Origin of the sequence: Halobaculum gomorrense, from assembly GCF_900129775.1 — an archaeon.
In the GTDB taxonomy this organism is placed as follows: domain Archaea; phylum Halobacteriota; class Halobacteria; order Halobacteriales; family Haloferacaceae; genus Halobaculum; species Halobaculum gomorrense.
The window spans coordinates 350,786-364,548 of sequence record NZ_FQWV01000003.1; the positions used below are offsets into that span (position 1 = coordinate 350,786).

Annotated in this window: 15 protein-coding genes; 7 read left to right on the plus strand and 8 right to left on the minus strand. The window is 64.2% G+C overall.

Going from position 1 to position 13,763, the window contains the following annotated elements; translation table 11 throughout:
• Positions 1 to 386 precede the first annotated feature (386 nt).
• A complete protein-coding gene (locus BUE16_RS07865) occupies positions 387 to 983 on the plus strand; it encodes a helix-turn-helix domain-containing protein (RefSeq protein ID WP_073308290.1) in 597 nt (198 codons plus the stop codon).
• Positions 984 to 1,144: 161 nt separating this feature from the next.
• Here the strand turns inward: BUE16_RS07865 and BUE16_RS07870 are convergent, their stop codons facing one another.
• From BUE16_RS07870 to BUE16_RS07880, 3 genes are all read right to left on the minus strand, one after another.
• On the minus strand, positions 1,145 to 2,770 hold the full coding sequence (locus BUE16_RS07870; protein WP_143165391.1) for a hypothetical protein: 1,626 nt from the start codon (positions 2,768 to 2,770) through the stop codon (positions 1,145 to 1,147).
• A 28-nt stretch (positions 2,771 to 2,798) separates the two neighbouring features.
• Positions 2,799 to 3,683: a sulfite exporter TauE/SafE family protein gene (locus BUE16_RS07875; protein WP_234972351.1), complete on the minus strand. Its 885-nt coding sequence runs from the start codon at positions 3,681 to 3,683 to the stop codon at positions 2,799 to 2,801.
• A 165-nt stretch (positions 3,684 to 3,848) separates the two neighbouring features.
• Entirely contained in the window at positions 3,849 to 4,274 is a 426-nt protein-coding gene (locus BUE16_RS07880) for a hypothetical protein (protein WP_073308294.1), read from the minus strand.
• A 181-nt stretch (positions 4,275 to 4,455) separates the two neighbouring features.
• Here BUE16_RS07880 and BUE16_RS07885 point away from each other — a divergent pair, with 181 nt between their 5' ends.
• Positions 4,456 to 5,478 (plus strand): NAD(P)/FAD-dependent oxidoreductase, encoded by a 1,023-nt coding sequence (locus BUE16_RS07885; RefSeq protein WP_073308297.1) that lies wholly within the window; start codon positions 4,456 to 4,458, stop codon positions 5,476 to 5,478.
• A gap of 269 nt (positions 5,479 to 5,747) precedes the next feature.
• On the opposite strand, the gene BUE16_RS07890 is transcribed toward BUE16_RS07885, so the two are convergent.
• The gene (locus BUE16_RS07890; RefSeq protein WP_073308299.1) at positions 5,748 to 6,104 is read right to left on the minus strand and encodes a DsrE family protein; all 357 of its coding nucleotides are present in this window, start codon (positions 6,102 to 6,104) and stop codon (positions 5,748 to 5,750) included.
• A 125-nt stretch (positions 6,105 to 6,229) separates the two neighbouring features.
• Positions 6,230 to 6,535, minus strand: a complete 306-nt coding sequence (locus BUE16_RS07895; protein WP_073308301.1) for a putative quinol monooxygenase — start codon at positions 6,533 to 6,535, stop codon at positions 6,230 to 6,232.
• A gap of 418 nt (positions 6,536 to 6,953) precedes the next feature.
• Between BUE16_RS07895 and BUE16_RS07900 the strand changes: the two genes are divergently transcribed.
• The 5 genes from BUE16_RS07900 (at position 6,954) to BUE16_RS07915 (ending at position 9,904) form a co-directional block, all read left to right on the plus strand.
• A complete protein-coding gene (locus BUE16_RS07900; protein ID WP_073308303.1) occupies positions 6,954 to 7,379 on the plus strand; it encodes a hypothetical protein in 426 nt (141 codons plus the stop codon).
• Between the two features lie 167 nt (positions 7,380 to 7,546).
• Positions 7,547 to 8,413 carry a sulfite exporter TauE/SafE family protein gene (locus tag BUE16_RS17185; protein ID WP_234972352.1) on the plus strand — a complete coding sequence of 289 codons (867 nt, stop codon included), beginning with the start codon at positions 7,547 to 7,549 and terminating at the stop codon, positions 8,411 to 8,413.
• Entirely contained in the window at positions 8,317 to 8,535 is a 219-nt protein-coding gene (locus BUE16_RS17190; protein ID WP_234972353.1) for a hypothetical protein, read from the plus strand. The genes BUE16_RS17185 and BUE16_RS17190 overlap by 97 nt, the downstream gene beginning before the upstream one ends.
• A gap of 173 nt (positions 8,536 to 8,708) precedes the next feature.
• Positions 8,709 to 9,182 carry a redoxin domain-containing protein gene (locus BUE16_RS07910; protein WP_073308305.1) on the plus strand — a complete coding sequence of 158 codons (474 nt, stop codon included), beginning with the start codon at positions 8,709 to 8,711 and terminating at the stop codon, positions 9,180 to 9,182.
• 44 nt (positions 9,183 to 9,226) lie between these two features.
• On the plus strand, positions 9,227 to 9,904 hold the full coding sequence (locus BUE16_RS07915) for an NAD(P)H-hydrate epimerase (RefSeq protein ID WP_268762485.1): 678 nt from the start codon (positions 9,227 to 9,229) through the stop codon (positions 9,902 to 9,904).
• A 100-nt stretch (positions 9,905 to 10,004) separates the two neighbouring features.
• Here the strand turns inward: BUE16_RS07915 and BUE16_RS07920 are convergent, their stop codons facing one another.
• The 3 genes from BUE16_RS07920 to BUE16_RS07930 form a co-directional block, all read right to left on the minus strand.
• Positions 10,005 to 12,068 carry a glycoside hydrolase family 15 protein gene (locus tag BUE16_RS07920; protein WP_073308307.1) on the minus strand — a complete coding sequence of 688 codons (2,064 nt, stop codon included), beginning with the start codon at positions 12,066 to 12,068 and terminating at the stop codon, positions 10,005 to 10,007.
• A gap of 313 nt (positions 12,069 to 12,381) precedes the next feature.
• Positions 12,382 to 12,639 (minus strand): MarR family winged helix-turn-helix transcriptional regulator, encoded by a 258-nt coding sequence (locus tag BUE16_RS17195; RefSeq protein ID WP_073308309.1) that lies wholly within the window; start codon positions 12,637 to 12,639, stop codon positions 12,382 to 12,384.
• A 77-nt stretch (positions 12,640 to 12,716) separates the two neighbouring features.
• Positions 12,717 to 13,709 (minus strand): DUF3179 domain-containing (seleno)protein, encoded by a 993-nt coding sequence (locus BUE16_RS07930; RefSeq protein ID WP_073308311.1) that lies wholly within the window; start codon positions 13,707 to 13,709, stop codon positions 12,717 to 12,719.
• Positions 13,710 to 13,763: the final 54 nt, after the last annotated feature.

The following is a 13,763-nucleotide window of genomic DNA, read 5'->3' on the forward strand; positions in this document are numbered from 1 at the left end:
CATGGGACTGACGCAGGTGGCTCTCCCTACAGAACAGCACGCCCCTCACACCCCATGTCCGTGACGAGACGCTCAGTCTTACGACAGCTCGCTGCCGCGAGTGACGCGACACGACAGGAGACGACCACCATCGAAGCGCTCGCCGCGATGCTCGACGCCGACGAACGCGCAGTCGAATCGCATTTATACGGGCTACAGGCCTGTGACCTGGCCCGAGCCCGGCCCGATGGGACCGCACGAGTGACGATTACTGGTGAAGAACTCCTTGAACTCGATACTGACAAGCTAGTCATCGTCGACGCTGCTACACCGAACGCAGAATCATGAGAGAACCGGTATTTATCAGGAGTCCAGAGTATCGTGTATTAAATGGAGCTGAATAACTAATGACAGGGAACGAACCGGACGAGCCGACGGCGGAGTCCAGAGCGGTACAGTACGATCCCGAATCCAGTCGGTACGACCTGTACGAATGCCCCGACTGTGATAACATCGTTCTCGCACTCGGCCGCGACGAACCCCCAATGTCCTGTCACGACAACCCGATGGAGCGCGTGACGGACATGGAAATGAGCGTCCAGCCTCCGGATGTCAAACAGGTACTCCTCCAGGCGTTCGGTCTTCCGAAAGCCGGGCTCGATATCTGCCTGTGTGTCATCGGGGAGGGGCCGCTGTCAGCGAACGAGGTGGCCGAGTCGCTTGGCTACGACCGGAGTACTATCACACGGTATCTGAGCAAACTCGTCGAACTGGGGTTACTCGAACGGTCAGAATTGAACCGCGAAGCGGGTGGCGTGGTCAATGTGTATCACTCGGTCGATCTCGAACGGATGCGCCGCGAGACGCTGATCGGGTTCTACGTCTGGGCCGGCGAAGCCGCCGCGCTCATCGAGGACGCGAACCTGACGAAACAAGACTACCTCGAGGGGAACCCCGACCAGGACCTGCCGGACATCTTCTGGGAGTCGTTCCCCGACCGGTAGCGTGCGCGTTCACTCACGGGAGAGCTGCGCCCGTCGCCGCAACTCCGGCGGCGTGACGAGCGCGCCCGGGAGCCGCAGTTGCGCTCTGCACCGGCCGTCCGCCGACGGCCGGTCCGGCCGTTCCGGTTCCGATCCGACTCGCGGAGAGCCGGTCTGCGGGATCACTCTCTCCCCGTCGGTTCCGAGACGGCGTCGTCGATCTCGTCGAGCAACCGGTCGAACTCGTCTGACAGGCTCCCCGCACGAACGGGTCGGCCGTGCCCAGAGCGGTTCGGTCCGTCGCCCCCGGCGAGTCGGTCGGCGAGCGGGTCGGGGACGTGCCACGACTGGTCCGTGTCCGGCGAGTCTGCCCCCGCCTCGCGGCGCGCTCGGAGGCGCCGGATCGCGTCGCGGACGCCGTCACAACCTCCGGCCTCGACGATGCGTTCGGCGTCCCTGACGGACGCCTCCCGAGGTCGCTCGGCGAGCACCGCGAGTTCCAGGAGCTGTTCGGTCGTTCGACTCACCACCCACTGTACGTCGGCGCCGGCGGCCGCGACGCCGAGGTCACGGAAGCCCGGACCGGCGGCACGAGTGAGGGTGTCGACGCGGTCGTCCGGGATCGGCTCCTCACGGATGCTTCGGTACTCGTTCTCGAAGTGCGCGTAGAGCGACCGACACTGGTCCGTCTCCAGTCGTTCGTGATGGACCCGCAGGAAGTGCGCCCAGTTGTCGAAGAACTCCTCGTGAGGTGCGATGCGGTCGTCGTCCGCGACCAGCAGGTCGTCCTCGCGGCGGTCCACGAGCTTCGAGAGCCGCGCGAGGTCGGTCACAGCTCCCTCCGCGACGGCGAGGGCCCCCGCCTCCAGGCTCGCCGAGAGCAGCTCTCCGAGCGTTGCGTGATATCGGGCCTCGAGCCGGTTGGTCGCGAGCGTGACGGCGCAGAAGTGAAACACCGCGTCGACGGAGCCGGTCGCCGCCGCCGAGAGATCGAGATCGATCGCCTCCCGTCCGATCGCCTCCTCAGCGTCGACTATCGCGTGGAGGACATCGTCGGCGCCGCGTTCGACGGCCAAGTCCGCAACCTGGTTCCAGTAATCGAACAGCTTGTGGATGTCCGGAGCGGTCTCCCGCCGGCGGTCCGGAGAGAGGGCGGCGTACCCGGTCAGGAGCCGTTCGGTCGCCTCGTCCAGTGCGTCGACCGCCCGGAGAGCGCTGTAGTTGTCTCGCTGTTCGAGGGAGGTCTGGGCCATCTGAACGATCTCGAGGATCGGGTTTCGGGCGATCCGCCCCTCCTCGCGGCGCTCGACGGAGAAGTCGTGATAGCGTTCGAACGACACTGAGTCGACGAGCGACGAGAGCACCGGGTCGGGGTTCAGAAACACGAGCAGGCGGTCCTCGATGTCGAGCAACGCGACGAACGCCCACGACGCGACGCCGACGACGAGGCCGACGACGATCGCCCGGACCGGCGTCCGGCCCACCCAGGGCGTCGGGAGCGCGAACAGCATCAAGTCGAGGAGTATCGAGAACCCAAACCGTGCGGTGATCGCGTCGAACCCGCTCTCCCGATACAGCCGTGAGAGCTGCGGCGCGAACCGGTTCGTCGACACCTGCATGCTCATCATCGACACCGAGACGACGATCGCGAGGAGCGAGGCCTGTGCGATGACGAGCGTCTCGAACAGCCCCTGCGCCGGGAACGACGCCGGGACGGTACTCAGGACGCCGACCAGAAGGGCAGCGAACGGCGGCACGGCCCGCCGTCGCGTTCGCGACTCGGACGGGCGGGCGGTGGGCGATGTCACGCGTCCCAGGCCTCCGACTCGGGTGCGGTCACGCGACCAGTTCGCTCGCGAGGACGACGACGCCGACGACCGCGAAGACGACGCCGAGTGCCGGTTCCATGATCTCGCTCGGAACGTACTTTCCGACGCGTGTGCCGATAGTGCCGCCGATCAGCACGCCGGGAACGGACCAGGCGATAATATACCAGACGGGCGTCGCGGCCAACGCGTGAACGACGGCCCCCGCGACCGCCGCGATCGCGAGGACGAACACGCTCGTCGCAACTGCGACTCGCGGTGGTAGTCGGCACCGGACGATGAGTTGGGTGGTCGTAACCTCCGGGAGGCCGGCGCTGATCAGTCCGGTAATGAACCCTCCGGCGGTCGCCAGGCCGACACCAGGTGGTCTCCAGCAGGTGTCGTAGCTGTACGTCTCCCCGTCCGTCGTCTCGATGGTCGTCTCCCCACGGCCGGTGTTTTTCCGCTTGAGGTACTCGCCTTCACGCTCGCCGGGAACGCACTCCTCCGGCGGATCATAGTAGACCAGAAAGCCACCCAACCCGAGGAGCCCGACCCCAAAGGCGAGTTTGAGCAGCGTCGTCGGCACGTAATGGGCGGCGAACGCACCGACGATGACCGCCGGCACCGCACCGAGGAGGAGCCACTTGGCGGTCGCGTAGTCGACGACCCGCTGGCGGACGTAGTTCACCAGTCCGTTCCCCATCCCGAACACCTCAGTCAAGAGACCAGCACCGATCGCCTGCGAGGGGGAGAGGCCGACGATCAACATGAAGAACGGGCTGAAAAAGAGTGCCCCTGAGACGCCCGACGCGAGCGCGATCAGTGAGAACAGAATTGAGGCGGGAAACACCCACCAGTGCGCGAGGAACTGGTCGACCGGAAATCCAGCTGGGATCGGCAGCAATTGCAGCACGGAAGACTGGATCGACAGTGTCGCTGCCTCGTGTGGGACTGAGACCGTCAGCAAGCTACCTACGAAAGCGATGCCACCGAAGACGACCGAACGGTTCCATATCATGCGAGTGTGTCGTACTGGAAGGTCTGTATACAACAGGCGAAAGTGACGGTGACGATCCGCTCAGGCGAGGATGCCAGTCCCGAGGAAGGCACCGAGGATGACACCGTACACGACGTGAACCGTGCCGAACATCACCATCATGTCGCGGTCGGGTTCCATCCCGATGACCATCCGCATCCAGAATAGCATCCCGCCGATCATGAGAATAACACCGTAGACGAGTCCCAGACCGACTGCCACAGCTACCGACCCGAGGCTCAGTCTGAGCAACGGCACACCGACGGCGAAAACCGCACCTGCGAGGATGCCGTAGATCAGGTGCAATATCATTCCGGGCATCGCATACTCCTCGGGCTCGCCGCCCGCGAACTTCGCGACCAGTGCCGCCGTCGGCGGCGGTCCACCATCACCCATCACCATCATCACCATCGTCATCACGATCGTCGCGACGACGCCACCAGCTAGACCGGCGATAATTGATGCCATGTGTTCAGTTCTTCAGACGCAAGAGGAGTATTAAATCGCGATGCGGTCGTTGAACAGAGTCGCACACCCGCACAAACGGCGGCGAGGAGGACAGTTATCCTGGGAGATCTACGACCTGAGAAACTGAACGCGGGTCGCCTGAGCATAGCTATTTGCGGGATGGGCTATGTTTCTGAGGTGGATGAGCGAATCATCGGAGAGTCACGAGTACGAAGTCGTCGTTGTTGGCGGTGGCCCCGCTGGAATGACCGCAGCGCTGTACAGTACGCGCCTCGGTCACGATACGGCCGTGGTCACCCGAGGCGGCGGACGGGCGGCGATGATGCAGGAGGTTCACAACCTCCTCGGCGTGAAAGAGAAGACGAGCGGGGGAGAGTTCCTCGGCATCGGCCAAGAACAGCTCGAGGCGTACGGGTGTGACATCCACCGTGATATGGTTACGACCTGCTCACGCCCCGATTCGGACGGAATCCGGGTAGCTGGCAACAGCGCCGAATACGAAGCCAACCGCGTCGTGCTCGCGACCGGGTTCAACGATGTCCGGCCGGATCCGCCCCTCCCGCGGACGGGTCGCGGGCTCCACTACTGTCTGCACTGTGACGCCCACATGTTCGTCGACGAATCGGTGTACGTGATGGGTCACGCCGAGAGCGCTGCTCACGTCGCGGGCATCATGCTGAACTTCACCGACGAGGTCGATATCCTCACGCGTGGGCACGAGCCCGAGTGGAGCTCGGAGACCACAGAGATGCTCGAAACGCATCCGATCGACGTCGTCCACGAGGATATCTCGGGCGTCCAGAACAGCGATGACGGCTGGCTGAACGCGCTCGAGTTCGAGGATGGGAGCGTCCGAGAGTACAAGGGCGGGTTCGCGATGTACGGCGCCGAGTACAACAACGGGCTCGCCAGGGAACTCGGCTGTGACATCAACGACGACGGCACCATCGAGGTCGACGACCACGGTCGAACGTCCGTCGACGATGTCTACGCCGTCGGCGACTGTACGCCGGGGCACAACCAGATACCCGTCGCGCTCGGTCAAGGTGCGAAGGCCGGCATCGACATTCACTTCGAGCTCCGGGACTTCCCGCGTGACCCCGATCTCCTCGACGAGCAGGGGCCAGTGCGTTCCGAGGAGGTCCCCGGGATCCCCGACGAACTGCTCGAACAAGCTGTTGATTTCCACACATACGGAGAGTAATCCGTCCGTCTCGGCGTCAGTAATGAGTTTGACGAATCACTCAGTTTCGCCGAGCGCCGTCGGCTTGCATTGGTCGGCGAAGTCTCGGCGGCCGATCCCCGCCTCGTACTAGTGTTGGGCCGATTCGGCGTCGGACAACCCGGCCTCAGTTGGGCTATCGGATAGTCCATCGGTCGGTGATTCGTCGTTCATGAATCGAGTTGTACGCAAACCGTGCGAATCCGGTAGCGACCGAGCGATGACTGCAGGTGACGCGTCGATCTCGACAGTTAAAACGTGATGACCTCGTAGCCGTCATCGACGAGGGTCCGAACACTCGGGTGACCGTCGTGGTCGTCGAGCGTAACCAGTCCGGAGTCGTCGACGACATCTCCGACACCGAAGGCACCCGAGCAGTACTCGCAGACCGCTGCGTTCTCACGAACAGACTGATACAGCTCGTGGAGGTCGTGGTCCTCGTCTTCGAGTTCGGGTACCCACGTCGTCCCCGCGCCGTCGAATATCAGTTCGAGTTCGTCCCCGTCGGCTTCGGCGAACTCCTTCGCGGCTTCGAGCGCGTTCACGACGCGACCGAGACTGTCGTGTCCGTCTGTCCCTGCCAAGAGTATGATCGCTGCGTTCGTCATTACGAGCGATACTACGACGGTTGGAGCTAGATGGATGCGCGGGCGTGCATCCACGCCACGACGACGACGCGTATTTATATACGCGTGTCAGGTCCGCTCGCTGGTCCTGGTGATCACATCCCGATCTACAGTTCGACATCGGTAGCCGATTCGACATCGAATCGGGTCACGTCGGGCTCGCCTGCGAGGAGGTCGGGGAGCCGCTCGGCCAGTTTGCCGAAGTGGGGCGTCTCTGTGTGCGAGTCGAACGCCGACTCATCCTCGTACTCCTCGACGAACCGGAAGACGGTGTCGTCGTCTACGTCGACACCGACCCGGTAGTCGATCACACCGTCTTCCCGTCGAGACTGTTCGGCCACCTCAGCGAACAGGTCGGCGGCTTCGGTTCGGCTATCGGTGTCGACCGGGAACGTAGCGTGTACGACGATCATCGCGACTCGTCCGAGTGTCGGGACATGCATAACCGTACGCCGTTTTTGTGCGATCAGCACCCAAACGGACGGTGTGTCCGGGCGCCGGGTCCGCCGATTCGCCTGACCCACTGCGACCGGAACGGGCTCTGTGTGAGCGTCGGCAAACTGACTCTCCCACTCGTCCGGGTCGTGGTTCGGAGACAATCGGAGTCCCTTGTGGAACACGTCCGTATCGGTTTCTCTTTCTCGTCGTTATCGTCGACGAACTCCGAGACGTCCGCGGCGACACCGAGGACCGCCTTGAGGTGGTCGACTCAGCGTATTTATCGTGTGTACGTGCGATATCAACAGAGATTAGAACTTCCGCGTGTACGTGTCTGAATTCCACAACCCCGGCGAGGTTAGGTAGCCATCTCGTCTCAAGGACGGTGGATTCATGATAGGTATCACTGCCGGTTTGGCTGGTGGCGTCGTCGCGACGATCGTGATGACGATGGTGATGATGGTGATGGGCGACGGCGGACCGCCGCCGACGGCGGCACTGGTCGCGAAGTTCGCAGATGGAGACCCCGAAGACTACGCGATGCCCGGGATGGCGTTACACATGGTCTATGGGACCGTCGCGGGCGCGGTCTTCGCCGTCGGTGTACCGCTTGTGGGACTGAGTCTCGGAGCGATAGCGAGCGCGGTCGGCCTCGGGATCGCGTACGGCATCGTCCTCATGATCGGCGGGATGCTGTTCTGGATGCGGACAGTCATCGGAATGGAGCCCGACAAGGGCATGATGATGATGTTCGGCACGGTCCACGTCGTGTACGGTGTCGTCCTCGGTGCCTTCCTCGGCGCCGGTATCATCGCGTAAGCGGTGACGCTGATGACTCACGGACTTACCCGGAACGCGTCCCGCGCTCTCTAGTGCGGTCGGTCTGATCGGAACAGAACGGGAACTGCCGACCGAGCAGTCGGAGCGTCGCTCACGCATCCCCACGGCGTATCGAAACCGATGATCCCTCACCGGACGAGCGGGAGATGACTCGGGTCTGGTCGGGAGTGTTCACCGCTGCGGCCGGGATGGTCGCGATAGCGATGATCGTGGTATTCGGCGGTGAACCGGTCAATGTATCCGCCGTCGTCTTCCTCCAGTCACTGCCGTTGCCCGCGGGGTTCCCGGTCGATCAGTTCGTCGCCCACTGGTGGGTGTTCCCCGCGTCCGTGCTCTTCTCGCTGATCGCGTTGTCCTCGGGCGTCTCCGGGGCGCTGTTCTTCAGTCCGTTCTTCATGCTCGTCGTCGGGCTCTCCCCGTCACAGGCCATCGGCGCTGGCCTCCTGACCGAGGTGTTCGGGATGGGCAACGGTCTATTGAACTACGTTCGCCAGCGCGTGGTCGATTACAGCACGGCGAAGTGGCTCCTGTTGGGGGCGGTGCCCGCGGTCGTCGCTGGCGCGTTCGCGACTCACCTCATTCCGACCACGCTGTTGACGCTCGGCTTCGGCGTCGGCCTCCTGGTCCTCGGTGGCTTCCTCGTCTACTACGACCCGCCCGAGGAATGCGTCCCCGGCGAGCGCGAAGGCGAGTATCTCAAACAAAAGAACAGCGGTCGCGGACGGACGACCGTCGAGACGACGAACGGGGAGACGTTTTCGTACGACACCTGCTGGCGACCGCCCGGTGTCGGGTTGGCTACCGTCGGCAGATTCATCACGGGACAGATCAGGCCGGGCTACCCGAGATCTCGACCACGCAACTCATCGTCAGGTGTCGGCTGCCGCCGCGAGTCGCGGTCGCGACGAGCGTGTTCGTGCTCGGGATCTCCGCGCTTGCGGGCGCGGCGGTACACGCGCTCTCCGCCGCGCCCGTTTGGTACGTCGTCGCCTGGTCGATCCCTGGTGTGCTGATCGGTGGAACCGTCGGAACACGGGTCGGCAAGTACGTCCCGAGCGAGGTGATGGAGCCGGTGCTCGGCGTCGTCTTCGCGATCGTCGGCGTGATTGTGCTCGCAAGCGATCTGTTGGCCTGAGAGGTCGCTGAGAAACCGGACAAACGCCGATCGGCTTCTCCCCTCGTTGCGATCGGGGCAACCGCTAAGACGGACACCCACCGGTCGGCGCTCAACTCGGGGAACGATCTGTTTGTGTGATCACCTCACACACTCGCCGCTGCTTGAAATCCGAGCGTCGCGTACCGGGGACTATGCTCCAAGTCGGACAGGAGGCACCGGACTTCACACTCACGGGCGCAGCCGCGGGGACAATCGAGACGCACGGGCTCTCCGAGTACACCGACAGGAGGTGGTCGGTCATCCTCGTGTTCTATCCGTTCGACTTCCACCCAGCGTGTACCGACCAGTGGTGTTCGCTCCGAGACGCAGACTGGCTCACCCTGCTGGAGGACGTGGTAGTCCTGGGCATCGGGAGCGACGGCGCCTACGCGCACCGCGAGTACGCGGACGCGCACAACATCCAGTTCCCGATCCTGTCGGACAGCGGCGGGCAGGTGAGTCGATCATACGGCGTGTTGACCGAGGAGTTCGACGGACACCGCGACGTTCCGAGCCGCGCGACGTTCGCCGTCGGACCCGACCGCGTCGTCCGGTTCGCGTGGCAGGCGCGAGGGCCACAGGAGCAACCTGATCTCGATGCGCTCAAAGGAGCGGTGGATCAGTGACCGGGAACACGTTTCGAACGACCACCGGCCGTGAGATATCGGCGGTGACGGCAGATGAGATGCGTGATGTGGACCGAATCGCGGTCACAGAGGTCGGGCTGCGACTGCTCCAGATGATGGAGAACGCGGGTCGGATCCTCGCGTGGCACGTTCGCGACGTTCGAACTGAGGGGACGGCAGTTGTCGTCGTTGCTGGCACCGGGGGAAACGGTGGGGGAGGGATGGCTTGCGCGAGACACCTCGCGAACCGAGCGATCCCCGTGGAAGTCGTCGTCGACAGGTCGCCTGAAGACCTGACCGGCGCGGCGGCCACACAGCACCGGATCCTCGACCGAATGGGAGTACCCGTGATCACCGAACGCGAATGGGTCCCACAGTCGGACGACGAGCGAGTCGTGGTCGATTCACTCGTCGGCTATGGGCTCGACGGTGAGGTCCGATCACCCGTGAGCCAGCTGATAGAGCGCACGAACGAGCGCTCCGGCCCCGTCGTGTCACTGGACGTTCCGTCGGGGCGAGACGCGACGACGGGGGACGTTTTGGGTACCGCCGTCACGCCCGACCGCACGGTCACCCTCGCGCTCCCGAAGACCGGTCTCGAGTCAGTACCCGGGACGCTGTACCTCGCGGATATCAGCATCCCACAGATGGTGTACGAGCGACTCGGTATCGAGTACGATCGGCCATTCGGACACAGCGATTGGGTCGAGCTCGAACGATAGCTTGGAGCTCGCCCTCAGGTGGGCAACCGACGGTCGCTCGATCGCACCGCTGGGGAGCAAGCCAGGCCCGATACCGCCCCGATCGATCCGGCGAGCGTGGTCACTCGGTGGGTGCCATCCCGTACGGTTCCCCGCGAACGTGGCTCTCGACGAGGAGGACGTACATCGCCTGACTCCACTGGAGGTTCGAGTTCCAGCTCACCGTTCCGTCACCGTCGACGCGTTCGGGAAGCAGCCCGGCCGACGTGGTCCACTCGCCGACGTGTTCGGTCACGTACTCCTCGACGGCGGTCGGATCGACGCCGGAGCGCCAGCGAACCACGTCGGCGTACGCCTCACACAGCGGCCACCCGCCGTCCTCGGCGGTTCCGCTGGGTGTGTAGACGTCACCCGGATATCGCCCCACACACGGCGTGTCGCTGGCCGACCAGACCGGATCGTCGGCGAGTTCGACCGTCGAGACGAGTCCATCGTCGTCCGCGTCGAGCACGTTCCACGGCCAGTACGCCATGAACGCGGCCGCGTCGGGTCTCCCGTCCGGCGCGGGCGTTCCGTGTTCCGGCTCGCCGGCGGTAACGTAGTGGTCGCCGTACTCAGTGCCCTCTCGGAAGCAGTATTGCCGGACGTTGTCCGCCCACACGTCCGCCTGCTCGCGACACTCCACGGCGAACTCACGTTCACCCACGGAGTCCGCGAGTTCCGCCATACAGCGAAGCCCGGCGATGGCCGCCGCGCTCCCCTCTGTCGAGTAGCCCCAGACCTCCTCCCACGGGTCCTGATGTCTCTTCGGGAACCCGTAGCCGTTGTCCCAATCGAGCAGGAACTCCGCGGCGCGCTTGCTCATCTCGTAGTGGGCGTCACGGAGGCTGTCGTCACCCGTTTCACGCCACAGGAGCCAGTGCGCGTAGATCGGACCGCCGACTTGGTCGAGTTGGAGCGCGCGCCAGTGGGGCTCACCGGTCGTGTAGTAGTTCTGCCACCAACTTCCCCGACGGTCTATCCCTCGATCGTCGTGCGTCGCTTCATCCTCGTCGGTTATCTGGACGCGGTGTAGCCAGTCCAACGCCTGACGGGCTTCGTTCGTCGCGCCCGCGGCAGCGAGCGCCTGGACGATGATCACCTGGTCACGCGGCCAGATGAATTTGTACGTCATATCAGCGGGTTTGAACGCTCCCGCGATCATCGCCTGGCAGTGATCCTCGGCGCATTTGAGGCTCGTCAACGAACGCTCGTACAGGTCGTCGACGAACTCCTCGCCGGTCGGCGCGGTCGTGACGGTACTGTTCCAGTCGTCCCACGCCTCGGCGAAGGCGGTCCGCTCGTCCTCGTACCCGGCGTCGAGCGCGTCCAGTGCGTGTTCGATCGCGCGCTCCTCGCTGTCGGTCGCGAATCCGACCGCGGTGAGCCACGCTGCGGACTCCACGTCGGAGACGTGCAGCCCGAACCCGGCGTCGAGGTTCCCGGCCCCCGAGGTCGTCGAGTCGATCCACCCGTCGTTCTCCTCGTATATGTCCGCCCACGCGCTCCGTTCGGAGCCGGACGACCGCCCCACGGTCCCGATACGGTGCCCGTCGAACCGCCTGCGGTCATCATGTGACTGGACGAACGCGAGATACCGTGTGCCGTCGGTCGCCGTCAGCGCTTGATACTCGTCGCCGTCGACGACGTGGGCCGACTGGACGGCGTTCGAGTCCTCGTGACTGTGCCCCCTGATACCGAGATTGAACACGGTGAACAGCGTTCGCTCGTGCGGTGCATCGAAGGACGCCGTGTTACGAACGAGAACCGAACACTGGTTCGAGCTGGCGATAACCTCCTGTCGTACGGTTCCTTCGGTGTCGTCACCGAACCGGAATTCGTTCGTCAACTGCAGTTCCGGGACGGCCGCCGACGCCCAATCGAGGTCGCTCGCGACGGCGTCATTGCGTCCGTCGTGGGTCTCGCCGAGATCGGCGTCCCAGACGAGCGTGTGGAGGTCGTAAAACAGCTCGACGTCGGACCGGAACGCCGATGTCTCCTCGATGATCGCCCCGTCGTACTCGTATCTCGGGTTATCCGCGTAGCGGTTCGCGGTCACCAGCACGTGTTGGCTTTGTCCGGCCGGAGTGCTCGTGATCGCGTCCTTGTCGCTGGGGACTGGAAACTCGGGTGCCGGCTCTGTCATCGACGAAGCCATCGACGCATCGAGTAATGAGTACGGTGCGCGTGTGCAGCTGTGTCACACGATAGAAGAGCTGGCACCGTCGTCCAACATCAGCCGACTCCGGTGGGGGTGCCAGCGCGATCCGCTAGTGGTGTGTCAACGCTCCTCGAACGCGTCCCAGAAGCGCCCGGAAGCTCTCGGTCTGGATTCGCTTCGAGGAAGTCCCGTTTGTCAAGTTCGCGTCCTCGATGAGTCCGGCGGCCCCACTGGCCCAGTGTTGTCGTTCCCGCCTGTGATCGGGCTGCGACCCACTCGTCCACTGTGTGAGCAGACGCTACAAGCTCGCAGTCAACCAATAGATCCGTTTGCGGGCGTCCATGAACGAGACCTTCGAGTCGGCGATGTGAGCCCGTTCTAGTCGGTCGAGCGCGTCCCGGACCGTTCGCCTCGAAAGCATCGTCGACTCGGCGAGTTGGCTCTGTGTCTGTTTACCTTCGTAATCGAGCGTCTTTGCGACGAGCTTCGCACTCGGTGGGAGGTCTCGAAGGCGCTGTCGCGGAGTCGTCGACGAGTGCGATTCAGCATCTGCCATGTGGCACCGTAACTCATGCAACGGTTTGAGTTCACTCCGGGTCTGCAGGCTGACCGCACCACCGATCGGGGCCGGTGTCAGCGTTGGTCAGTCTCCGACTCCGGAGCGTGCATCGAATCGCTCCCGTGGATGTCCTGCCACGCGAACGCGAACATCCGTCTGCTGTCTACCGGGGCTAACGCGCGACCGTCGTCAGCGACGCCCGTTCGGATCGACCACGACGCACCGTCGGCGTACACCCCGTCGTCAGTTCGCTCGAACTCGAACCCGGGGTCTTCGAAGACGGAGAGACGATCGCCGTCCGCGAACACGACGACCGAGACCCCGCCGACCGAGTCGACGAGGACGCCGCCGGCCCGCTCGACGACCGGCCGGGGGTACGCGCTCGCGTCGCCGTCGATCTCCACACCGATGACGACAGTCTTCGCGTCGATGTCGGATCGGTCCCACGCTCGGGGAGCTCCTTCGCCGCGCATCCCGTGGAGTCCGAACGCGTCGCGCGACCGATAGCCCTCGTACGGGGCCATATCGTACACGCGTTCCGGCGGCTCCCCCGGACCGCCTCGCACCGGTTGCAACACGAGGCCGTCGGGATGGTCATCGCGGAAGTCGCCGACCGTCGTGAGACGGCTCGACCGGAGCGACAGCGTCGATCCCTCCAGCGGCCCACGGAGACAGCGACCGCTCGTCTGTTGCCACTCCGACTCCGTCTCGCGGTCGTAGAGGACGAGGCTGTCGTCCGCGAGGTTCCCCGAGACCCCGAACGTGAGAACGTCGTCACCGACGCGACGATCGTACACCAACGCGCTCCAACAGATCGGACACCACGTCACCGCGATCGGGTCGGACTCACCGGCCGACCCGTTCGGCTCGTCGGTCGGGTCGCTCGATCGCGGAATCGCGTCGTTCACCACTTCGTGGTAACTCAAGATTCGAAGCGGATACGCCCGCGGCGGGTCGCTGTCGACGACGATCGCCTCGTCGCCGGGGGCACCGAAATAAGACGCCTCGAACGTCGGGTCATCGATACTCGGTATCGCGTCTCGGGGCAGTACCTCCCTGATCTCCATACGGACAGAAACGGGACAGTCCCGCATACCGGTTCGGGTGGCGGAACCCGCTCG

Coding starts and splice junctions, on each gene's coding strand:
- BUE16_RS07865 (WP_073308290.1), top strand. CDS start 387: ATGACAGGGAACGAACCGGACGAGCCGACGGCGGAGTCCAGAGCGGTA.
- BUE16_RS07880 (WP_073308294.1), bottom strand. CDS start 4,274: ATGGCATCAATTATCGCCGGTCTAGCTGGTGGCGTCGTCGCGACGATC.
- BUE16_RS07885 (WP_073308297.1), top strand. CDS start 4,456: ATGAGCGAATCATCGGAGAGTCACGAGTACGAAGTCGTCGTTGTTGGC.
- BUE16_RS07890 (WP_073308299.1), bottom strand. CDS start 6,104: ATGACGAACGCAGCGATCATACTCTTGGCAGGGACAGACGGACACGAC.
- BUE16_RS07895 (WP_073308301.1), bottom strand. CDS start 6,535: ATGATCGTCGTACACGCTACGTTCCCGGTCGACACCGATAGCCGAACC.
- BUE16_RS07900 (WP_073308303.1), top strand. CDS start 6,954: ATGATAGGTATCACTGCCGGTTTGGCTGGTGGCGTCGTCGCGACGATC.
- BUE16_RS17185 (WP_234972352.1), top strand. CDS start 7,547: ATGACTCGGGTCTGGTCGGGAGTGTTCACCGCTGCGGCCGGGATGGTC.
- BUE16_RS07910 (WP_073308305.1), top strand. CDS start 8,709: ATGCTCCAAGTCGGACAGGAGGCACCGGACTTCACACTCACGGGCGCA.
- BUE16_RS07920 (WP_073308307.1), bottom strand. CDS start 12,068: ATGACAGAGCCGGCACCCGAGTTTCCAGTCCCCAGCGACAAGGACGCG.
- BUE16_RS17195 (WP_073308309.1), bottom strand. CDS start 12,639: ATGGCAGATGCTGAATCGCACTCGTCGACGACTCCGCGACAGCGCCTT.
- BUE16_RS07930 (WP_073308311.1), bottom strand. CDS start 13,709: ATGGAGATCAGGGAGGTACTGCCCCGAGACGCGATACCGAGTATCGAT.